Below are 21,254 nucleotides of genomic sequence, written 5' to 3'. Positions count from 1 at the left end.
GTCCCTGCCAGCACAGCCGCCGCCAAGCCGGCGACCGCATCGCCTGCAACTGCATCGCCGGCCGCCACGCCGCCCGCTGCTGCTGCAGCGCCCACGGCTTCCGCGGCCTCGCCGATGGCCAATATGGCGGCCACGCCGGCGTCGCCGTCAGTCCCTGCCATGAGCGCTTCGGCTGCCGCACCGGCCTCAGCCTCGGCGTCGTCTCCCGACGCCATGGCGGCCTTGCCGGCCACCGGCGCATCCGCCGCCGCGCTGGCTGCCAGCGTGCCCGTAGCTACGGCCAGCACCACGGTTGCCGCAGCCAAGGCTCCGGTTCCCCCGGCCAAGTCCGAGCCCAGCCTGTTCAACGACCTGCTGGACAACCCGCTGATCCCGTTCGCCGGCGTGGGCCTGCTGGCCCTGTTGCTGGGGGCGGCCTTTTACAAGCTGCGCCAACGCCGCAAGGCCACGCAGATCGACAGCTCGTTCCTGGAAAGCCGGCTGCAGCCTGACTCCTTCTTCGGCGCCAGCGGCGGCCAGCGCATCGACACGGCCGAAGCCATGTCCAGCGCCAGCGGTTCCTCCATGGTGTACTCGCCCAGCCAGCTCGACGCGGCGGGCGACGTGGACCCGGTTGCCGAGGCCGACGTGTACCTGGCCTACGGCCGCGACCTGCAGGCCGAGGAAATCCTCAAGGAGGCGCTGCGCACCAGCCCGCAGCGCGTGGCCATCCATGCCAAGCTGCTGGAGATCTACGCCAAGCGCCGCGACGGCAAGGCCTTCCACTCGGTGGCCATCGAGGCCTACAACCTGACCAACGGCCAGGGCCAGGAGTGGGAACACATCTGCGAACTGGGCCGCGAACTCGACCCGGGCAACACGCTGTACCGCCCGGGCGGCGAACCCGATGCGCGTGCCGCCGGCGTCGCCACTGCCGCGAGCGCGGTGACGGCCGCCACCAGCTTCGGCTCCACCACGGCCATCAGCCCGCCGCCGGCCGAGGCGCAGCACTCGATCCCGCCGGACATCGACCTGGACTTCTCGCTGGACGAGCACCCGCCCGTGCACCATGCAGCCGGGCACCATGCCACCGCGCCGCTGGAAGCCACGCAGAAGTTCGAGCCCATTCCGTCGCTGGACATGGACTTCGACACGCCGGCCACACCTGGCCACGCCGCGCACGCGCTGGTCGACACCGGCCGCCCGTCGGAACTGCCCGACCTGGCGCTGGACGACAACGGCCTGGACTTCGACATGGACCCGGCGCCCGCGCCGGCGACACCCGCCGCCGCTGCGGCCAAGTCCAAGGCCGACGACGGCATGATGGAATTCGATCTGGGCTCGCTCTCGCTCGATCTGCCTTCCACCGCGCCGCATCAGCCCTCCTCCACGCCCGCCCTGAGCGCGGCGGACGAGTCCATCAGCACCGGCGGCCTGGAACACGACAGCAACGATGGCAACCCGCTGGCCACCAAGCTGGCGCTGGCCGAGGAATTCAACGCCATCGGCGACCCGGACGGCGCGCGCAGCCTGGCGCAGGAAGTGGTGGCCGAAGCCTCGGGCGACCTCAAGACCCGCGCGCAGCGCCTGCTCGCGGAAATCGGCTAGCGTGGGCCGGCGGCCCGCGCCCTGACGTTCTCCGCCATGCCCATGCGGCTGGCACTCGGCATCAGCTACAACGGACAGGCCTACGACGGCTGGCAAAGCCAGCCGTCGGGCCGCACCGTGCAGGACCACCTGCAGGCCGCGCTCTCGCGCTTCGCCGCCCAGCCCGTCTCCGCCCTGTGCGCCGGGCGCACCGATGCCGGCGTGCATGCGCTGATGCAGGTGGTGCACTTCGACACCGAACTCCGGCGCGAAAGCTTCTCCTGGGTGCGCGGCACCAACACCTTCCTGCCGCCCGACATCGCCGTGCAATGGGCGCAGCCGGTGCCCGACGCCTTCCACTCGCGCGCCAGCGCGGTGGCGCGGCGCTATGCCTACGTGGTGCTCGAATCGCCGGTGCGCCCGAGCGTGGAGGCCGGCCGCGTCGGCTGGGTGTTCCGCCCGCTGGACGCGGACGCCTTGCGCGCCGGCGCGCAGCACCTGCTCGGCGAACACGACTTCACCTCGTTCCGCGCATCGGCCTGCCAGGCGAAGTCGCCGGTGAAGACCATTGCGCGCATCGAGATCGCGCGGCGCGGCGGCTACTGGCGCATCGAGTTCGAGGCCAACGCCTTCCTGCACCACATGATCCGCAACATCATGGGATGCCTGCTGCTGGTCGGCCAAGGCCTGCAGCCGCCCGAGTGGATGCGCGAGGTGCTGGCCGCGCGCGACCGCGACGCCGCGGCACCCACCTTCATGCCCGACGGCCTGTATTTTCTGGGGCCGGTGTACGGCCCCGAGTGGCAATTGCCGAGCCGCACCGCTGCGTATGATTGGCTGCCATGAGCTTTGCCCAGGCCGCTGCGCGCACCCGCATCAAGATCTGCGGCCTCACGCGCGAACAGGACGTGGACGCGGCGGCGGAAGCCGGCGCGGACGCGGTGGGCTTCGTGCAGTACGCGCCCAGCCCGCGCTGCGTGTCGCCTGAGCGCGCGGCCGAACTCGCCCGGCGCCTGCCGCCCTTCGTCACGCCGGTGCTGCTGTTCGTCAACGCGGCGCCCGCCACGGTGCAGGCGGCCTGCGACCTGCTGCCCAACGCCCTGCTGCAATTCCACGGCGACGAGACGCCGTCCGACTGCCTAGCGGCCAGCAACGACGGCGCGCGGCCCTGGCTGCGCGCGGCACGCATTCCGCTGGATGCCGCCCAGCCGTTCGACTTGCTAGAATTTGCCTTCAACTATTCCCAAGCCCGGGCCATCCTGCTCGACACGCATGTCGAGGGGTACGGCGGAGGCGGCAAGGCATTCGATTGGTCACGGCTACCAACAAGCGTCAACTGTCATCTCGTTTTGTCTGGTGGACTCACTGCGGCAAACGTGACCGATGGCATTTTGCAAGTACGGCCGCGTTGCACAACGCTGGCCGTTGATGTGAGTTCCGGCGTCGAGTCCTCCAGGGGGATCAAGGACGCCGGCAAGATCCATCGGTTCGTCGCGGCCGTGCGTGCCGCCGACGCGCTTCTTGCAAAGCCAACCCATGCCCTCCTACCAGCAACCTGATTCCTCCGGCCATTTCGGCCCCTACGGCGGCAGCTTCGTCAGCGAGACGCTGACCCACGCGATCAACGAATTGCGCGCGGCCTACGCCAGATACCAGCACGACCCCGAGTTCCTGGCCGAGTTCGCCTTCGAGCTCAAGCACTTCGTCGGCCGGCCCTCGCCGGTCTACCACGCACAACGCATGAGCCGCGAACAGGGCGGCGCGCAGATCTTCCTCAAGCGCGAGGACCTGAACCACACCGGCGCGCACAAGATCAACAACGTGATCGGCCAGGCCATGCTGGCGCGCCGCATGGCCAAGCCGCGCGTGATCGCCGAGACCGGCGCCGGCCAGCACGGCGTGGCCACCGCCACCATCTGCGCGCGCTACGGCCTGGAGTGCGTGGTCTACATGGGCAGCGAGGACGTCAAGCGCCAGAGCCCCAACGTCTACCGCATGAACCTGCTGGGCGCCACCGTGGTGCCGGTGGAGTCCGGCAGCCGCACGCTAAAGGACGCGCTGAACGAGGCCATGCGCGACTGGGTCACCAACGTGGAGAACACCTTCTACATCATCGGCACGGTGGCGGGCCCGCACCCCTACCCGATGATGGTGCGCGACTTCCAGAGCGTAATCGGCAACGAGAGCATCGTGCAGATGCAGGAACTGGCCGGTGCCCAGCCCGACGTGGTGGTCGCCTGCGTGGGCGGCGGCAGCAACGCCATGGGCATCTTCCATCCGTACATCGGCTACGAGAACACCCGGCTGGTCGGCGTGGAAGCCGCCGGCGAGGGCCTGGAAAGCGGCAAGCACTCGGCTTCGCTGCAGCGCGGCAGCCCCGGCGTGCTGCACGGCAACCGCACCTACATCCTGCAGGACGAGAACGGGCAGATCACCGAGACGCACAGCGTCAGTGCCGGCCTGGACTATCCCGGCGTCGGGCCCGAGCATGCGTGGCTGAAGGACAGCGGGCGCGCGGAATACGTGGGCGTGACGGATGCCGAAGCGCTGCAGGCCTTCCACTACCTGTGCCGCACGGAAGGCATCATCCCCGCGCTGGAATCCAGCCACGCCATCGCCTATGCGATGCAGCTGGCCAAGACCATGCGGCCGGACCAGAAGATCCTGGTCAACCTCTCGGGGCGCGGCGACAAGGACATCGGCACCGTGGCCGACCTGGCCGGCGTGGACTTCTACGACCGGCCGTCGATGCGCGGGCTCACGCTCAAGGGCGCGCCCAAGGAGGCCGCGAAATGAGCCGCATCGACGCCACTTTCGCCGCGCTGAAGCGGCAGGGCCGCAAGGCGCTTATCCCCTACATCACCGCCGGCTATCCATACGCCGACATCACGCCCGAGCTGATGCATGCGATGCGCGGCGCCGGCGCCGACGTGATCGAACTCGGCGTGCCCTTCTCCGACCCCATGGCCGACGGGCCGGTGATCCAGCGCGCGGGCGAACAGGCACTGGCGCTGGGCATCGGCATGGCCCAGGTGCTGGAGATGGTGCGGTGCTTTCGCGAGCGCGACGCCACCACGCCGGTGGTGCTGATGGGCTATGCGAATCCGGTCGAGCGCTACGACCTCAAGCACGGCAGGCACGCGTTCGCGCGTGACGCCGCCGAAGCGGGCGTGGACGGCATGCTGATCGTGGACTACCCGCCGGAAGAGTGCGAGGAGTTCGCGGCGCAGCTCAAGTCGCACGGCCTGGACCTGATCTTCCTGCTGGCGCCCACCAGCACGGCCGAACGCATGCAGCAGGTGGCGCGCGTGGCCAGTGGCTATGTGTATTACGTGTCGCTCAAGGGCGTCACCGGCGCCGGCCACCTGGACACGGCGGCCGTGGAAGAGGCGCTGCCGCGTATCCGCGAACACGTGAAGATTCCGGTGGGCGTGGGCTTCGGCATCCGCGACGCGGAGTCCGCGCGCACGGTCGGCCGGGTGGCCGATGCGGTGGTGATCGGCACCAAGGTCATCCAGGTGGTGGAAGGCCTGCCGCGCGACGCCGCTGCCGCCGCGCTGGGAGACTTTCTGCGCGGCATCCGTGCCGCGTTAGACTCATGACTGTTCACTGTGAAATCGCTGTGCGATTTCACAGTGGGTTTTGATATTGGTCACGGACTGCGCGAAACAGCGTGCAGCGCAGTCCCTCCTGGGAGGAGGAACCGGCTTTGCCGGACCTCTTCCCACTGTTCAGCCACTTTGAAATCGCACAGCGATTTCAAAGTGAAAGGAGTCTTGATGAGCTGGCTCGAAAAACTGCTTCCGCCGAAAATCCAGCCGACCGACCCGAACGAGCGCCGCAGCGTGCCCGAGGGCCTGTGGGTCAAATGCCCCAGCTGCGAAACCGTTCTGTACAAGACCGACCTGGAACAGAACCAGAACGTCTGTCCGCGCTGCAGCCACCACCACCGCATGGGCGCGCGCGCACGGCTCAACGCCTTCCTGGATGCCGAAGGCCGCTACGAGCTCGGCCAGGAAGTGCTGCCGGTCGACCCGCTGAAATTCAAGGACAGCCGCCGCTACCCCGAACGCCTGAAGGAAGCGCTGGAGAATACCGGCGAGACCGACGCGCTGATCGTCATGGGCGGCGCGGTGCACAGCATCAGCCTGGTGGTCGCGGCCTTCGAATTCGACTTCATGGGCGGCAGCATGGGCAGCGTCGTCGGCGAGCGCTTCGTGCGCGGCGTCGAAACCGCCATCGAGCAGAAGGTGCCGTTCCTGTGCTTCACCGCCACCGGCGGCGCGCGCATGCAGGAAGGCCTGCTGTCGCTGATGCAGATGGCCAAGACCAATGCCGCGCTCACCCGCCTGGCGAAGAAGGGCCTGCCCTACATCAGCGTGCTGACCGACCCGACCATGGGCGGCGTGAGCGCCGGCTTCGCCTTCGTGGGCGACGTGGTGATCGCCGAGCCGAAAGCGCTGATCGGCTTCGCCGGCCCGCGCGTGATCGAGTCCACCGTGCGCGTGACCCTGCCCGAAGGCTTCCAGCGTGCCGAGTTCCTGCAGCAAAAAGGCGCGGTCGATTTCATCTGCGACCGCCGCGAGCTGCGCAAGACCGTGGCCAGCGTGCTGGCCATGCTGCAGCGTCAGCCGGCCGACGCGGTCAGCTGAGCGCTTTCGCGCCGACCGCGGGGACGCCATCGCGCCCCCGCGGCTGTTTGTCCTTCGCGCGTTTGGGCTTGAGCTTCAAAGCGCGGCTCTCGACCAGGTGCCACGACGCCGCGGCGCACACCAGTGCGGTGGCTAGCACGAGCGCGAACACGGCGCCCCACGGCAGCTGTTTCCCATAAAGCCATATCAGCGTCTGCTGGACGGGAAACGTATAGATGTACAGGCCGTAAGAGAAGTCGCCAAACCGGCCCGTGCGGCGCACGAACGGCGTGGAGGCGACGCCGAAGGCGATCACCGTCACCGGAATCATGAACCACAGTGCGAGCAGTGGCCGCTGCATGAGCAGGGCGGCCGCGCCGAGCGCCCAGCCGCCACCCACCAGCACCATCGACCACCGCCCTCCCACGCGCAGGGATTGCAGGATGACGCCCGCAGCGAAGAAAAGCCCGAACTCGAGCAGGTAGCGCTGCTCCAGCGTCCACGCCAGGTTGTGGATGAGCAGGTCGCCGCGCGGCTCGACGACTGCGTAGCGCACCAGCAGGACGGCGGTCAGCGCGATCATCCACCACTTGCTGCGCAGCAGCCCGGCCGCGCCGAGGACAGCCAGCATGACGTAGCACTTCAACTCCAGGGGAATCGTCCAGAGCGGGCCGTTGACCGCGAACGGCAGCGCGTTGCCGTCGAAGCGCACGGGCAGGATGTCGCGCATGACGAAGCGCAGGTTGTTCAGGTAGTCCCGCACCCAGACGTGCCGGAAGTACTCCTTAAGCGGAATGAAGGTCAGCGACGGTCCCCAGACAAATGCGGTCAGCAGCACCAGGACCGCCAAGCCGGGCCAGATCCGCAGCAGGCGGCGCGCGGCGAACCGCGGGACATGCGGGTCCGCATTCCAGCTCTGTGCCACCAGGTAGCCGCTGACCGAAAAGAAAATCAGCACGCCCAGGCCGCCCAGGGAGTGGACGTTCAGGACCGTCGGCTCGGGGCGGCCGGTCAGGGCGAACTGGTGCGACACGACGACGCACAGCGCGGCGACCAGGCGGACGAAGTCGAAGTTGTTCGGCTGGGAAGAAGACGCCGCGGCAGGGGTGTGCATCTCAGCGCAGCACCGCCGCCTGCAGCTCGCCCACGACGATGGACGCGATCTGCAGCAGCAGCAGGAACGCCAGCGGCGACAGGTCGATGCCGCCCACCAGCGGGATCACGCGGCGCAGCGGGCGCAGCAGCGGCGCGCACAGCCGGTCGATGACGTCGACGATGGGCGAGTCGGCACGCACCCAGCTGAGGATGGCGTAGACGATCATCAGGCCGATCAAGCCGGAAATCACCAGGCGCAGCAGGCCGAACAAGGCCAGCAGCGGCAGCAGCGCCGCGCTGGCGCCGCGCCCGGCCAGCAGCCACAGGATGCCGTACTGCGCCAGCTCGACCAGGTAAGCCGCGACCAGGCTGGCCGTGTCCCAGCGCCGCACCGACGGAAGCACCCGCCGCAGCGGCAGCACCAGCCAATCGGTCAGCGCGAACACGAAGCGGCCGACCGGGTTGCCGAACGGGATTTTCTGGTACTGCATGTACAGGCGCAGCAGGCAAGCGCCGCCTAGCAGGCCTGCTGCCACGTCGAGCAAAAGCGAAAGGATTTGATAGAGCATGGCGCGCGTTTAGCTGGGTCGTGGGATGATAGGGCTAGAAACCGGTCATTCCCCGTGACAACCGCCCTGACCCTGCAGTCCCTTCCGCTCTTCCCGCTTGGCGCGGTTCTCTTTCCAGATGGCGTGCTGCCGCTGCGCATCTTCGAGGTGCGCTACCTCGACATGGTCGGCAAGTGCCACAAGGCCGGCGCACCTTTTGGCGTGGTGTCGCTTACCCAGGGCAACGAGGTCCGCCAGCCGGGCGTGCGCGAAGCCTTCGCCACCGTCGGCACGCTGGCCACCATCGTCGAGTTCGAAACACCCGGCCCCGGCCTGATGCTGGTGCGCGCACACGGCGCGCAGCGCTTCCGTATCCAGTCCAGCGACCAGCTCAAGCACGGCTTGTGGGTGGCCGACGTCGAACGGCTGGCACCCGATAAGGTCGTGGAAATTCCCGATGACCTCAAGCCCGCCGCGACCGCGCTGGAAAAAGTCATCCTGTCGCTGCAATTGCGCGCGCTCGACGCCAACCAGCTGCCCGTGGCGCCGCCCTGGAAGCTGGACGATTGCGGCTGGGTGGCCAACCGCTGGTGCGAGCTGCTGCCGCTGCCCATCTCGCTCAAGCAGCGCCTGATGGAACTGGACAACCCGCTGGTGCGGCTGGAGCTTGTCAGCGACGTGCTCACGCGCACCGGCATCGCCTCTTCCTGAGGCACGCCGCGCCGCCGCCTAGAAGCGCGGCTGGTACTCCGGCACCTGCACCTTCAACCAGTTCCTGAGATCGGCGCCCGCTGGCGCGGGGCCGGCCTGCTCCACCCATCCGACCAGTGCCGCCACGTCCGGCAGCGGTCCGCCGGTTTTCGCCACGCGCAGCTTCGGGTGCGGCGTCGGCATCGTCGTCTCGTCGTTGGCCAGCAGTTCCTCGAACAGCTTCTCGCCCGGGCGCAGGCCCGAGTAGGCAATAGGCACGTCCTGCTCGGTTTTGCCCGACAGGCGGATCAGCATGCGGGCCAGCTCCACGATCTTCACCGGCTCGCCCATGTCCAGCACGAAGATCTGGCCCGAGCGGCCCATCAGCCCGGCCTGCAGCACCAGCTGCGCCGCTTCGGGAATGGTCATGAAGTAGCGCACGATGTCCGGGTGGGTCACCGTCACCGGCCCGCCGCGCGCGATCTGCGCGGTGAAGAGGGGCACCACCGAGCCGCTGGAGCCCAGCACGTTGCCGAAGCGCACCGACACGTACTGCGTGCCGTCGAAGCGCGCCGCCGCGGCCTGCACCACCATCTCGGCCAGCCGCTTGCTCGCGCCCATCACGTTGGTGGGATTGACCGCCTTGTCGGTGGAGATCATCACGAAGCGGTGCACGCCGCACTCGCCGGCCACGCGCGCCGCGTTCATCGTGCCCAGCACGTTGGTGCGCAGCGCCTCGATCTCGTTGTGCTCCTCCATCAGCGGCACGTGCTTGTACGCCGCCGCATGGAACATGGCCACCGGCTGGTGCTGCGCGCAGATGGCGCGCAGCCGCTCGAACTCGCGCACGTTGGCCGTGTAGTACACGCCCTGCATCTGCGGATGCGCCTGGCGCAGCTCCTGCTCCAGCTGGTAGACCGCGTACTCCGACACGTCCACGCACACCAGCCGGCCGACGCCGAAGCGCGCGATCTGGCGGCACAGCTGCGAGCCGATGGAGCCGCCCGCGCCCGTGACCAGCACGGTCTGGCCGGAGAACAGCTGCGACAGGCCGGCCACGTCCAGCTGCACCGTTGGCCGCCCCAGCAGGTCCTCCAGCTCGATCTTGCGCGGACCGGTGCTTTCGGGCTTGAGCCACTGGTCCGGCCGCGGCAGCGTGAGCAGGGTCACGCCGGCGTCGGCCGCGGCCAGCAGCGCGGCGCGGCGCTCGTCGGAACCCGGCGGGCTGGCCACCAGCGCCACTTGCGCGTCCACGTGCTTGCAGGCATCCGCCAGCGAGGCGATGCCGCCCAGCACGCGCACGTTCTGCAGCGCGCGCCCGCGTTCGGAGGCGATGGGCGAGAGGATGCCCACGGCAGCCCATTGGTGCGAGCCCTTCAAGGCGCGCAGCGCATCGGCCGCGTCCTGCAACGAGCCCACAACCAGCAGGCGCTGCCCGCCGTGCCCCGGCGCGCGCCGCTCGGCCAGCGTGCGCCACGCCGCACGCGCGGCACCCAGCAGCACCAGCGCCACCAGCGGATGCATCAGCAGCACCGAGCGCGGGAAATTGGGCAGGCGCAGCATCAGCACGCCGGCGGCGGTGAACACACCGCCCAGCGCCACGCCCAGCACCAGCTGCCGCAGTTCCGGCAGTCCGATGAAGCGCCACACGTGTCGGTTCACGCGCGCGAAGCCCAGCCCCGCGGCGTAGGCCAGCACAGCCCACGGGCTGGAGGTCCACGCCAGCTGCGCGAATTCGTCCGGCACGTCGAGGTTGAAGCGCAGCCAGAACGCGGCGCACCAGGCCACGAACACCAGGGCCAGGTCCAGCGCCATCAGCGCCAGTGCGTCGCGTGACCAGCGCACCATCAGGCGGTGCGCCGCAGGGTGCGCCGCAGCTGGTCGATCACGCGGTCCAGGTCGGCGTCGCTGAGATTTGAGCCCGAGGGCAGGCAGATGCCGGCATCGAACAGCCGACCGGCCACGTCGCCGCCCTCCGCATGCTGCGCATGCGGGAAGTACGGCGCGCCGGCATACAGCGGCTGCAGGTGCATGGGCTTCCACACCGGCCGCGCCTCGATGGAGTGGCGCTCCAGGCTGCGCAGGATGCGGTCGCGCTCCTGGGCACCGCCGCCCGCCAGCGCGAAGCAGCTGAGCCAGCGCGTGGAGCGGTAGCCTTCGGGTTCCGGCATCCACTCGATCCGCGCGATGTCGGCGAAGGCTTCGCGGTAGATGTCGAACACGCGTCGGCGGCTTTCCACGCGCTGCGGCAGCACGCGCAGCTGCCCGCGGCCGATGCCGGCGAGCACGTTGCTCATGCGGTAGTTGAAGCCGATTTCGGTGTGCTCGTAGTGCGCGGCCGGCTCGCGCGCCTGCGTGGAGAGCTTGCGCGCGCGCGCCACCGTTGCTTCATCGCGCGCCACCAGCATGCCGCCGCCCGAGGTGGTGATGATCTTGTTGCCGTTGAACGAATACACAGCGATGGCGCCGAAGCTGCCGCTCGCGCGGCCCTTGTAGGTGGCACCAAGCGATTCCGCCGCGTCCTCCAGCACCGGCACGCCGTAGCGCTCGCACAGGGGCAGAAGCGCGTCCATGTCGGCGCTCTGGCCGTACAGGTTGACCACGATCACGCAGCGCGGCAGCCGGTTTTCGCGCGCGGCCCATTCCAGCGCACGCTCCAGCGCGGCGGGCGACATGTTCCAGGTGCCGGGCTCGGCATCGATGAACACCGGTTGTGCGCCGCAATAGCGAATGGGGTTGCAGCTGGCCACGAAAGTCAGCGACGAGCAGAACACCGTGTCGCCCGGCTGCACGTCCAGCAGGATCAGGCCCAGGTGCATGGCGGCCGTGCCGGAGCTCAGCGCCGCCGCGTGCGGCACGCCGACGTAGGCGCCCAGCTCGCGCTCGAAGCCGTCCACGTGCGGGCCGAGCGGCGCGATCCAGTTGCTGCGGAACGCGTCCTCCACGAACGCTGTCTCCTCGTCGCCCAGGTGCGGCGACGACATCCAGATGCGCTGCGAGAGCTCGCGCGCCGTGACCATGTCCACGGGCCTGCCGTCGGCGTCCACCACCGGCACGTGCGAGATGCCGTGCTGCTGGATCAATGCCTGCAGCTGCGCGAGCGTGGCGCTCTCGTCCACGGTGAGCGGCGCCTGGCCCGGCAACTGCGCCAGCGTCGTCGTGTCCGGCAGGTGCTGCAGCAGCGCCCGGCGCAGATCGCCGTCGGTCACGGTGCGCAGCAGCCGGCCGGCGCCGTCGATCGCCAGCAGCACGCCCTGCGCCGAGGCGTCCATGCGCGCGGCGGCCTCCACCCAGGGCAGGGTCGCGGGGACTTTCAGCAGCTCGAAGGGGTCGGGTGTCATGTCAGTACGTGTTGACCTTGTCCAGCAGGTCCGGTGCGATCGGCAGCGTGGCCAGCAGTTCGACGATGCGCTCGCCGGCATGGCCGTCGCCGTAGCGGTTGGCGCAAGGATAAGGCCCGTGAGCCAGCGCCTGCCGCAGGGCCGCGGCAATGTCCTCGCCGCCGATGCCGCAGTCCAGGGTGTTCAGGTTGCGTTCGCGGTCGCGCTGGCGCGTGCCGATGTTGACCACCGGCGTACCGAGCGATGCCGTCTCGATGATGCCGGCCGAGGAGTTGCCGACCAGCGCGCGCGCCTGCTTGAGCGCCGCGATGAAGAGGGGCCGAGCCATGTGCGTGACGCGCGTGACCGGCACCGTGGACGCGCCTTCCTGCAGCGCACCGAGGATCTCCGCCGAGCCGGCGTCCGCGTTCGGCGCGAGCCAGACCACGTGCGTGCCCTGCCCCGCCAGCACGCCGCCCAGCGCCTGCACAAGCTGCAGCGTCTGCGCGCGCATCTGCGCGATCTCCTGCACCACGGGGTGGAACAGCACAAGCACGTAGCCGGCGCCGGGCGGCAGGCCGATCTGCTTCAACACGTCGTTGCGCGGCATCGCGGCAAGCGCATCCAGGCCGTCGAGCGAGGGCGCGCCGGTCACCCACACGCGGTCCTCGCGCTCGCCCATGCGCACGATGCGTTGCCGCGACTCCTCCGTCGCGACGAAATGCCAGTGGCTGATCTTGGTGATGGCGTGGCGCACTGGCTCGTCGATGGTGCCGGAGCGCTCGCCGCCGTGCAGGTGCACCGTAGGAATGCCCAGGTGCAGCGCGGCCAGCGCGCCCGCCAGCATCTCGCCGCGGTCGCCGATCACCAGCAGCAGGTCGGGCCGCGCCTGCGCCATCGCGTCGGACAGGCCGACCAGCGCCTGGCCCACATTGCGCGCCATCGACAGCTGTGTGCGGCCGTCCACGTCGGTCGGCACCCGCGCCACGATGGGCAGGCCCAGCGCCTCGATGTCGCGCACCGTTTCGCCGTACGCGGGGCTCAGGTGCATGCCGGTCACAACGATCTGCAGTTCAAGCAAAGGATGCGCCGCGATGCGCTGCAGGGTCGAGGCCATCAGCCCGAAGTCCGCGCGCGTGCCGGTGACGTACAGGATCTTGCGCATGGCTGCCTAGGGCTGCTGCTCCAGCATCGCCCATTCCAGCGTGGTGTGGGCCGGCAGTTCGCGCGCCAGCACACGGCCGATCAGAGCGTCGCCGTGCTCGGGCGCAATGCCGGTGCCGGGCCTGCGCAGCGCGAGGTCATCGGCAGCGAGCACATGCCCTTTCGGCAGCGCGCGCACCACTACCACGCTGCGCCGCGCCACGTCCAGCGTGTTGCGCTCGATCAGCTGCGGCTGCTTGATGCCGTCGCCCAGCATGGCCGTCACGGCACGGATGCCGCGCACCATGGCGGCGAAGTCGCGCGGCTCGGCGGACGCGCGGTGGTCCGGGCCCGGCAGGTTGTTGTCCAGCGTGAGGTGCTTTTCGATCACGGTTGCGCCGAGCGCCACCGCGGCCAAGGCCGCCTCCATGCCCTGGCTGTGGTCGGAATAGCCGACCGGCAGGCCGAGCGCCTGCGCCAGCGTGGCGATGGCGCGCAGGTTCAGCGCGTCGGCCGGCGCCGGATAGGCGGAGGTGCAATGCAGCACCGACAGCTGCGCCGGCCCCGTGGTGCCGAAGCCCGATGCCGCGCGGCAATCCGCGATCCAGCCGACCGCGCGCCGCACTTCGTCCAGCGTGGACATGCCGGTGGACAGCAGCAGCGGCAGGCCGGTGGCGGCCGCGCGCTCCAGCAGCGGCTTGTTGGTGATCTCGCCCGAAGGCAGCTTGATGCGGCGCACGCCCAGGCGCACCAGCATGTCCACCGCGTCGTGCGAGAACGGCGTGGAGAAGAACTCGATGCCGACTGCCTGCGCATGTTCTGTCAGTTGCCTGTGCGCGTCTTCGTCCAGTTCGAGCTTCCTGATCATCTCGAACTGGTTGGTCTCGCCGGTGTTGGAGCGCTGGTAGTCGGCCGTCACGGCATCGGGCGTGACTACGTCCCCGGCGCGAAAGGTCTGGAACTTCACGGCGTCGGCGCCGGCATCGTGCGCGGCGTCGATCAGCTGCAGCGCCAGGTCCAGGCTGCCGTTGTGGTTGACGCCAGCCTCGGCGATGATGAAAACGGGTTGCGCGCTCATGCTGTGTGTTGCTTTCGAAGTTGCCGCTGGAGCAGCCATTCGGCCATGTCGAAATCGAACGCGTCGTCGATGTCGATGGACCGTTCGCGCGGCATCGGGCTGGGCAGGATGGCGACGCGCCAGAAGCCGTCCTGCACGGCTCGCGCCAGCGCCGCGCGCTGCCAAACATAGATGGATCCGTTCAGGCCCCAGACCTGCGGCACGTCCTGCCGGCGCAGCGCGCCCGCGGCCTTGCTGACCTGCAGCGTGCCGTCGGCCCGCGCCTCGGCCAGCGAATAGTAGGGATTGTGCGAAGGCTCGGTGACGCTGACCACCAGCCCGGCCTGCGATACCAGCGCCAGCGCCGCGTCGATGTCCGAGGGCAGACGCAGCGGCGAGGTCGGCTGCAGGTCGACGATGGTGTCGATGCGCTCGCCCTGTGCTTCCAAATACTGCACCAGGTGTTCGATGGCCGGCAGCTTGCCCGCAGTGTCGCTCGCCAGGTCCGCCGGGCGGCGGTACGGCACGGTCGCGCCGTACCGCTCGGCGACGCGCGCGATCTCGTCGTCATCGGTGGAGACGTAGACCTTGCCGATCGCAGCGCAGGCCAGCGCGTGTTCGATGCTGTGCGCGATCAGCGGCTTGCCGGCCAGCGGCAGCACGTTCTTGCGCGGCAGGCCCTTGCTGCCGCCGCGCGCGCAGATGGTGGCGATGGTGGTGGCGGGCGTGCTCATGGCTTGATGCCGTGGACCAGCAGGTGGCTGATCTCGTGCCGTCCATTGTCCTCGGTGACGGCGGAGCGCTCGATGCGCTCGACCGACCAGCCTTGCACCAGTGCCGGCACGTCTTCCCGGGCCGTAAAGCGTGTGGCGCCGTAGCCTTTCAGGTGCCCTTCGCCGCAGACCCACATGCCGGACTCGACCTGCTCGCCCGTGCCGTCGCCCCAGCAGCCTTGCGCGAACGTGCGGGAGAACAGGCGCCCGCCGCTGCGCGTGACGCGCGCGAGTTCGCGGTAGGCGGCCTGCGCCTGCGCGAGCGGGCTGTAGCAGATGGCCACCACGTCCAGCACGGCATCGAAATAGCCGTCCTCATAAGGCAGCGCGGCCAGGTCGCCGGCCTGCACGCGGCCGCCGCGCACGCGCCAGCCGTCGCACTCGCGGTCCAGCCGCTCGTTGCACTGCTGCACGGCCGTTTCCGAGCCTTCGACGCCGTGCGTGGAAAAGCCCTCGCGCGCCATGAACCAGAGGTTGGCGCCCGGGCCGCTGCCGACTTCCAGCAGGCGCACCTGCGCGCGGTCCGCCGAGCGGCCGTAGTGGCCCATGACGAAGCGCACCACATCCTCGCCCGGGTATTGCCCCCAGGGCCGCGACCGGTAGACCTCTTCCCACACGGGATCCCAGCTCATCACACCTTCCTGTAGAAAATCGGCCGCTCCGGATGCGCCTGCCACGCTTGCGCAAACAGCTGCTTGAGTTCTTCGTACGCCGCGTCGTCGAACACGGTGGCGCCGGTGCGGTACGTCAAGCGCTCGCTTGAGAACGCAGACTTGAAGAACAACAGCGGATTGTCGGGCCTGCGGTCGGTGCCGCCGCCCAGATAGAAGCCGCGGGCACCGCGCCGTTGTGCCACCCGCGCCGCCTGGTCCAGCGCGAAACTGGAGGCGCCCCACGGCCTGCCCTGCGCGTTGGTGCCGGCCAGGTGGTATTCGCGCAGGCCGGCGCCGTCCAGCAGCAGGCAGGCGGCCAGCCAGTCATTCGCATCGCCCTGCTCCAGCGTGCAGATGCCGAGCGTGGCCAGGCCGGTGCCGGCTAGTTGCGCGAAATATGCATCGTCGAACAGGTAGAACGGGTCGGCACCGATGGCCTGCATGGCGGCACGGTAGTAGCTGCCGAATGCGGCGGCGAGCGGCGCCAGTGGCTCTTCGCGGTAGGCCAGCGGCGCGCGTGCGGCTTTCTTCAAAGTGGTGCGCAGGCGCGGTGCATAGCCAGCTTCGACGGCATCGTGCGCTGTCAGGTCGATCAAGACGACCTCGCGGTTCGCCTCCACCGTGCCACCGTAGAAGCGCTCGTTCGCCAACACCGGATGCAAGCGCACGTACTCGACGACGACACGCTGCTCGCGCATCCATTGCGTGTAGGCCGCCCAGGCCTTTTCAATGAAACCGGGATCGTCGCTGGTGCTGAGCGGTCCGCCATAGCCATAGGGCGAGCTGGCGTCCAGCCAATCCGTGCCCGGCACGCGTGTGAGATGCAATGCGTGCATCCAGTGCTCGCCCTGCGCCGCATAGGCCAGGTACGCGGGCTGCAGCGCGGCATCGCGCCGCGCGTCGGCTTTCACGTACAGCGGATGCAAGGTGCCGGGCCGCGGCGCCGCGAAGCGTTCGTGCAACGCGACGGCCTCGCCCATATCCAGACGGCGCATGCCCTCAGCCATGGTGCCTCCGGTGAACCTCCTGCAGCACGCGCAGCACATTGCCCGTTGCATCGGGCGACAGCTCCATCGCGGAGGCTGCCTTCGACAGCAGCGGCGCGCCGGGCGCGAACGCCGCGGCAAGCGTGTCCAGCGCCAGCTCGCGCGATGCGATGCCCATGTCCAGGTATGGGCTGAGATGGTCGAGGATGGAGCCGCGCAGCTGCGTCACGGGCTTGCCGGCGATGGCTGCTTCCACGCCAACTGTGGACACCGTGACCAGCACCTCGTCGCTCGCATGGATGGCCGCGTGCAGCGGCATCTCGCGCCCGCTGGCGCGGATGCGCGGATGCGCGGATGCGATCACCTCCTGCGGCGGCGCTTCGCTCGGATGCCGCCGCACCCACAGGGCCAGTTGCGGGTTGCGTTCGACGGCGTCGCGCAGCGCACATTCCAGCCGGCGCGGGAATTCCGGGTCGCCGGTGCCTTCCACGCCGGCGATGCGCTGCGGCTCGGGCGACGGCGCATACAGGCACACGTGCAGGTCCTGCCAGCCGGCCTCTTCACGCAGGCGCCGGCCCTGCTCTTTCATCGCCGCATCGTGCACCGAGTCGAACGCTGGATTGCCCGTGACGTGGACGTCCTGCGCAGCGCGGCCGGCACGCACCAGCATGTCGCGCACACCGGCATTCAGCACGCAGACCGCATCGGCATAGTCGGCGCGTGCCAGCAGCTCGCGCTCCCAGATGCCGAGCAGATCGACCAGGCAGACACTCGGCACGCCCATGGCGCGCGCGGTCTCGATGGCGGCACGCTCGGCGCGCGGCGAATTCGTGGCGACGACGAGCGCGGGCGCGACCTTGCGAATCACACGCTCCAGGACGCCGAGCGGCAGAAAAGCTTGGCGGCCGTATTCGGCATATGCCCGCGCGGCGGCCTCGACACCCAGCCGCTGCTCCATATCGGTGTACGAGAGCCCCAGGTAGGCGACGGATTCGTCCCGGTCGGCCGCCTGCACCTGCAGTTGCGCGGCCAGCTCCTCGCCTTTGGCGCGCGCGGCGCCGTCGCTCTCCATCAAGACATCGCGAAAGCCCAGAACCGGCAGCCCCGCCGCCCGCACTTCGTCCGCCGCCGTGGTCAATGCCAGGTACACCGGCTTCGCGATGCCGAGTTCGCGCACGCGCCGCGCCACCGGCAGCAGGGCCTTGACGTGGCCGCCGCCGTAAGAGACGAACAGCCAGGTGGGCAACGCCGCATCGCTCATGCATGGTCCCGCACGTGGCCGTCCCACAGCGCGAGGGCGGCCAGCGCGCGCAGCTCGCGCGTGAAGTTGGCGCTGCCGTCGCGGTGCCGCTGCAGCATCGCGTCGATGGCTTCGGGCCGGAACAGCTGTTGCAGCAGCGCGCTGCCGTGCAGCACGCCGGTCAGCCACACGTGGCTCTCGCGCCGGAACCATTCGCCCACCGGCACGGTGAACATCTGCTTGGCGCGGTACGCCAGGTCTTCGCCGATCAGCGGCACCACGGCGCGCTTGTACCAGTGCTTCTTGTCGCCGTCGTGCAGCTTGGTGGTGCCGCGCGAACGGAAAGCGAATTCCATCATCCGCCAGTCGAGGAACGGTGTGCGCGCCTCGATCGACACCGCCATGCCCATGCGGTCCGGCTTGACCAGGTTGTTGCCCGACAGCAGCAGCTGCATGTCCAGGTAAAGCGCCTGGTTCAGCCGGTCGAAATGCGCGGCTTCGTCGAACCACGGTTTGGCGGCGACGGCGAAACTGTCGATGCCGGTGAGCTGCCGCGCGATTTCGGGCCGGTACAGGTCCTGCTTGGCCTGGGGCGCGAACAGCGAGATGGAATCGAAGTAGCCGCGCTGGAACGCCTCGGGCGGCAGCGCCTGCACGCCGGGCCGCGCGAAGAACTGCTCGTATTTTTCATAGCCCGCGAACAGTTCGTCGCCGCCGTCGCCGGTGAGCACCACTTTCACGTGCCGTGCGGCCAGTTCGCTGACGCGCAGGGTGGGCATGAAGGACGCGTCGCCGTGCGGCTGGTCCAGGTGAAAGAGTACGTGCGGCCAGCGGTCCAGCATGTTGAGCTCGGCGATCTCGCTGGTGTGCTCGCAGCCGAAGCGCAAAGCCGCGGCGGCGGCGAACGCCGATTCGTCGAAGCGCGGATCGGCGAAGCCGATGCAGAAGGTCTTCACCGGCCGGTCCACGTGGCGCGCCATCAGGCCGACGATGGTGCTGGAATCGACGCCGCCGGACAGGAACGCGCCCCAGGGCACGTCGGCGCGCAGGCGGATGCGGGTGGCGTCGTCGAGGATGGCGAGGAATTCCTCCGACCAGGTGTTGAAACGGTGGTCCTGTTCGCGCTGCTCGGCCAGGTTCCACCAGCGATGCGTTTCCACGCCGCCGCGCGTGAACTTCATCCAGGTGCCGGGCATCACGTGGCGAATGTTCTGCCAGATGGTCCAGGGCGCGGGGATGTAGTTGAAGCTCAGGTAGTGGTGCACGGCTTCGAGGTCCACGGCCGGCGCGGCGCCCGTTTCGCGCAGCGCCGGCAGCATGGCCTTGATCTCGGAGGCGAACAGAACGCGCGTGCCGTCGTCGGCCACGTACAGCGGCTTCACGCCGATGCGGTCGCGCACCAGGTACATCGCGTCCTGGCGCAGGTCGTCGATGCCGATGGCGAACATGCCGTTCAGCTTGCCGACGAAGGAGATGCCTTCGCGCTCGTACAGCCGCAGCAGCACCTCGGTGTCCGAACCGGTGCGCAGCTCCACGCCCTGGGCGCGCAGCTCGGCGGCCAGCTCCACGTAGTTGAAGATCTCGCCGTTCTGCACCACGGCCACGCGGCCGTCGTCCGACACAAACGGCTGGCGGCCGCCGGCGATGTCGATGATCGACAGCCGCCTGTTGCCCATGGCGATGCCGCGCTGCGGCTGGTGCCACAGGCCTTCGTCGTCGGGCCCGCGGTGGGCGAGCCTGTCGGCCATCGTGGCGAGTTGGCCTTCGCCCATCGCGCGCCGCTTGCGGTCCCAGTAGCCGTAGATGCCGCACATGCTCAGTTGCTCCCGCGTCCGCCCAGCCGGCCGAAGGTCCAGCCGACGATCTTCATGTCCAGCCGCAGCGTGTGTTCGCGCGCATAGCGTAGATCGAGCTCGCGCCGCTGCTGCTCGGTGGCGGCGGAGCGCAGCAGCGCCTGCGCCAGGCCGGTGATGCCGGGGCGCACGCTGCAGCGCAGCGCCCATTCGGCCTCGGTGTAGAGCGCGCGCTGCGCCGGCACGTCGGGCCGCGGGCCGACCAGGCTCATGTCGCCGCGCAGCACGTTGAACAGCTGCGGCAGTTCGTCGATGCTGGTGCGGCGGATGAAGCGGCCGACGCGCGTGATGCGCGGATCGCCGGCGGCCGTGAAGTACGGGCCGACGGCCGCGGCGTTGCGCACCATGCTGCGGAATTTGTACATGCCGAATTCACGGCCGCCGCGGCCGATGCGCACTTGGCGGAACAGCACCGGCCGGCCGCTTTCCAGCAGCACGGCGGCGGCCGTCGCCAGCAGCAGCGGCGACAGGACGAGAATGGCGGCCAGCGCCACGAGCAGGTCCATCGCGCGCTTCATGCCGGGCGCGCGAGCCCGCCAGCGATCTCGCGGATGCGCGCGGCGATGCGCACCGCGTCCGCCTGCATCTCGGTGGCGCTGCGGTGCGCGAGTTCGTGCTCGGCTTCGCGCAGCGCGGCGACTTCCTGCTCGAACACGGTGTCGGCGCCGTCGCGGTGGAAGGTGCGCGACAGGATCACCGCGCGCGAACGCAGGCGCAGGTGTTCGGCCAGCACGTCGCGCCCCGGCAGCAGCCCTTCTCCCGGGCGCGCGATACCGCCGAAGCCGAAGCCCAGGCTGTGCGCGTGCGCGGCGCGCGCCACGCGCTCCACCGTGCCGTCGGCCAGCGGCTCGAACATGAAGCGCTGGCCCAGCGACAGGTGCAGGTCGTTCAGGCCGACGTAGACCTCCTCCAGCCCCGGCGTGCCGATCCAGTCGTCCAGCGAGGCGAGCGCGCCCGCGGTTTCCAGCAGCGCCACGATGGGGACCCGTTGCGCGACCAGTCCGGCGAAGGTGCGCAGTTCGTCGGCGTTGCGGAACACCGGCAGCATCACGCAATCGGGCTGCTGCGCCAGCACGGCATCGAGTTCCGCCGCCGTGCCTTCGTGCAGCGGATTCACGCGCACCATCAGCCGCGCGTGGCGCAGCGCCTGCTTGACGCGGCCCACGTCGTCCAGAGTGTGCGTGCTGATGAAGGTGTTGCGCCCGGCCTGGCGTTCGGCCTTGCCCAGACGCTCCAGGTCGACGAACAGGCGAAAGCCGCCCAGCGCGTCGCAGCGGCGCGCCAGTGCGGGGTCGTTGGTGATCTGAATGAGCTCGAGCATCGAGGCGGATTATCGGCGCAGCGCGGAGCGCAGATCGATGCTGGCCCATGCCGTTGCCAGCAGCACGCTGGCAACGGCCAGCACGGCGGTTGCCAGCTGCGCCGCCAGGCTCAGCGTTGAGGAGAAGCCCGCAAGCAGATCGGCCACCGCCCAGGCGGCCAGGACCAGTGCGGCGGTAAACAAGGCGCGGCCGGGCAGCCAGGCGCGCAGGTCGCGGCCCAGCGCCAGCAGCGTCCATGCGGCGACGCCGGCGATCACGGCGTCCAGCAGCAGCATCAACCGCGCGCCGTCGCGCATGCCGAGCGCACCCAGAACAGCCAGCAGCGCCAGCGCGACGGTGTAGGCGGCCACGGCCGGCCGCATGCGGCGCCGTGCCGC

General features: G+C 69.6%; 21 protein-coding genes. 7 read left to right on the top strand and 14 right to left on the bottom strand.

Translation table 11 applies throughout. From position 1 onward, the window contains the following. Positions 1-159: 159 nt before the first annotated feature. From H0U68_RS08750 to accD, 6 genes are all read left to right on the top strand, one after another. Positions 160-1,587 (top strand): FimV/HubP family polar landmark protein, encoded by a 1,428-nt coding sequence (locus H0U68_RS08750; RefSeq protein ID WP_296354678.1) that lies wholly within the window; start codon positions 160-162, stop codon positions 1,585-1,587. Between the two features lie 42 nt (positions 1,588-1,629). Then, complete coding sequence (gene truA, locus H0U68_RS08745) at positions 1,630-2,412, top strand: tRNA pseudouridine(38-40) synthase TruA (RefSeq protein WP_296354680.1); 783 nt, start codon at positions 1,630-1,632, stop codon at positions 2,410-2,412. Then, positions 2,409-3,125: a phosphoribosylanthranilate isomerase gene (locus tag H0U68_RS08740; protein ID WP_296354677.1), complete on the top strand. Its 717-nt coding sequence runs from the start codon at positions 2,409-2,411 to the stop codon at positions 3,123-3,125. Before truA ends, H0U68_RS08740 begins: the two co-directional genes overlap by 4 nt. After that, complete coding sequence (gene trpB, locus H0U68_RS08735; protein WP_296354675.1) at positions 3,103-4,362, top strand: tryptophan synthase subunit beta; 1,260 nt, start codon at positions 3,103-3,105, stop codon at positions 4,360-4,362. The genes H0U68_RS08740 and trpB overlap by 23 nt, the downstream gene beginning before the upstream one ends. Further along, entirely contained in the window at positions 4,359-5,168 is an 810-nt protein-coding gene (gene trpA, locus H0U68_RS08730) for a tryptophan synthase subunit alpha (RefSeq protein WP_296354672.1), read from the top strand. The genes trpB and trpA overlap by 4 nt, the downstream gene beginning before the upstream one ends. A 177-nt stretch (positions 5,169-5,345) precedes the next feature. Next, complete coding sequence (accD, locus tag H0U68_RS08725) at positions 5,346-6,218, top strand: acetyl-CoA carboxylase, carboxyltransferase subunit beta (RefSeq protein WP_296354670.1); 873 nt, start codon at positions 5,346-5,348, stop codon at positions 6,216-6,218. Here the strand turns inward: accD and H0U68_RS08720 are convergent. Both H0U68_RS08720 and H0U68_RS08715 read right to left on the bottom strand, forming a co-directional pair. Beyond that, entirely contained in the window at positions 6,211-7,311 is a 1,101-nt protein-coding gene (locus H0U68_RS08720; RefSeq protein WP_296354668.1) for an acyltransferase, read from the bottom strand. The two genes, accD and H0U68_RS08720, sit on opposite strands and share 8 nt — an antisense overlap. 1 nt (position 7,312) lies before the next feature. Further along, the gene (locus tag H0U68_RS08715; protein WP_296354667.1) at positions 7,313-7,861 is read right to left on the bottom strand and encodes a YggT family protein; all 549 of its coding nucleotides are present in this window, start codon (positions 7,859-7,861) and stop codon (positions 7,313-7,315) included. A 54-nt stretch (positions 7,862-7,915) separates the two neighbouring features. Here H0U68_RS08715 and H0U68_RS08710 point away from each other — a divergent pair, with 54 nt between their 5' ends. Further along, entirely contained in the window at positions 7,916-8,551 is a 636-nt protein-coding gene (locus tag H0U68_RS08710; RefSeq protein WP_296354665.1) for an LON peptidase substrate-binding domain-containing protein, read from the top strand. 18 nt (positions 8,552-8,569) lie between these two features. Here H0U68_RS08710 and H0U68_RS08705 read toward each other — a convergent pair whose 3' ends face one another. From H0U68_RS08705 to H0U68_RS08650, 12 genes are all read right to left on the bottom strand, one after another. Next, the gene (locus tag H0U68_RS08705; RefSeq protein WP_296354664.1) at positions 8,570-10,378 is read right to left on the bottom strand and encodes a nucleoside-diphosphate sugar epimerase/dehydratase; all 1,809 of its coding nucleotides are present in this window, start codon (positions 10,376-10,378) and stop codon (positions 8,570-8,572) included. Beyond that, entirely contained in the window at positions 10,378-11,871 is a 1,494-nt protein-coding gene (locus H0U68_RS08700) for an aminotransferase class I/II-fold pyridoxal phosphate-dependent enzyme (protein WP_296354662.1), read from the bottom strand. The genes H0U68_RS08705 and H0U68_RS08700 overlap by 1 nt, the downstream gene beginning before the upstream one ends. Position 11,872: 1 nt before the next feature. Beyond that, positions 11,873-13,015: a UDP-N-acetylglucosamine 2-epimerase gene (gene neuC, locus H0U68_RS08695; RefSeq protein WP_296354659.1), complete on the bottom strand. Its 1,143-nt coding sequence runs from the start codon at positions 13,013-13,015 to the stop codon at positions 11,873-11,875. A gap of 6 nt (positions 13,016-13,021) precedes the next feature. Further along, positions 13,022-14,071 (bottom strand): N-acetylneuraminate synthase, encoded by a 1,050-nt coding sequence (neuB, locus tag H0U68_RS08690; protein ID WP_296354658.1) that lies wholly within the window; start codon positions 14,069-14,071, stop codon positions 13,022-13,024. Next, positions 14,068-14,784 (bottom strand): acylneuraminate cytidylyltransferase family protein, encoded by a 717-nt coding sequence (locus H0U68_RS08685; protein WP_296354656.1) that lies wholly within the window; start codon positions 14,782-14,784, stop codon positions 14,068-14,070. Before H0U68_RS08685 ends, neuB begins: the two co-directional genes overlap by 4 nt. After that, positions 14,781-15,455: a class I SAM-dependent methyltransferase gene (locus H0U68_RS08680; protein WP_296354653.1), complete on the bottom strand. Its 675-nt coding sequence runs from the start codon at positions 15,453-15,455 to the stop codon at positions 14,781-14,783. Before H0U68_RS08680 ends, H0U68_RS08685 begins: the two co-directional genes overlap by 4 nt. Further along, on the bottom strand, positions 15,455-16,471 hold the full coding sequence (locus H0U68_RS08675) for a hypothetical protein (RefSeq protein WP_296354651.1): 1,017 nt from the start codon (positions 16,469-16,471) through the stop codon (positions 15,455-15,457). The genes H0U68_RS08680 and H0U68_RS08675 overlap by 1 nt, the downstream gene beginning before the upstream one ends. 4 nt (positions 16,472-16,475) lie before the next feature. Continuing rightward, entirely contained in the window at positions 16,476-17,723 is a 1,248-nt protein-coding gene (locus H0U68_RS08670) for a hypothetical protein (protein ID WP_296354650.1), read from the bottom strand. Then, positions 17,720-19,516, bottom strand: a complete 1,797-nt coding sequence (asnB, locus tag H0U68_RS08665) for an asparagine synthase (glutamine-hydrolyzing) (RefSeq protein ID WP_296354648.1) — start codon at positions 19,514-19,516, stop codon at positions 17,720-17,722. The genes H0U68_RS08670 and asnB overlap by 4 nt, the downstream gene beginning before the upstream one ends. Before the next feature lie 2 nt (positions 19,517-19,518). Beyond that, the gene (locus tag H0U68_RS08660) at positions 19,519-20,061 is read right to left on the bottom strand and encodes a sugar transferase (RefSeq protein ID WP_296354646.1); all 543 of its coding nucleotides are present in this window, start codon (positions 20,059-20,061) and stop codon (positions 19,519-19,521) included. Between the two features lie 8 nt (positions 20,062-20,069). Further along, positions 20,070-20,876 (bottom strand): aldolase/citrate lyase family protein, encoded by an 807-nt coding sequence (locus H0U68_RS08655; RefSeq protein WP_296354644.1) that lies wholly within the window; start codon positions 20,874-20,876, stop codon positions 20,070-20,072. A 9-nt stretch (positions 20,877-20,885) separates the two neighbouring features. After that, on the bottom strand, positions 20,886-21,254 hold a 369-nt coding region (locus tag H0U68_RS08650), incomplete at its 5' end, for a hypothetical protein (RefSeq protein ID WP_296354641.1).

This window comes from Ramlibacter sp. (assembly GCF_013697775.1).
GTDB lineage: Bacteria > Pseudomonadota > Gammaproteobacteria > Burkholderiales > Burkholderiaceae_C > Ramlibacter.
This window is presented reverse-complemented; position numbering and strand designations above follow the sequence as displayed.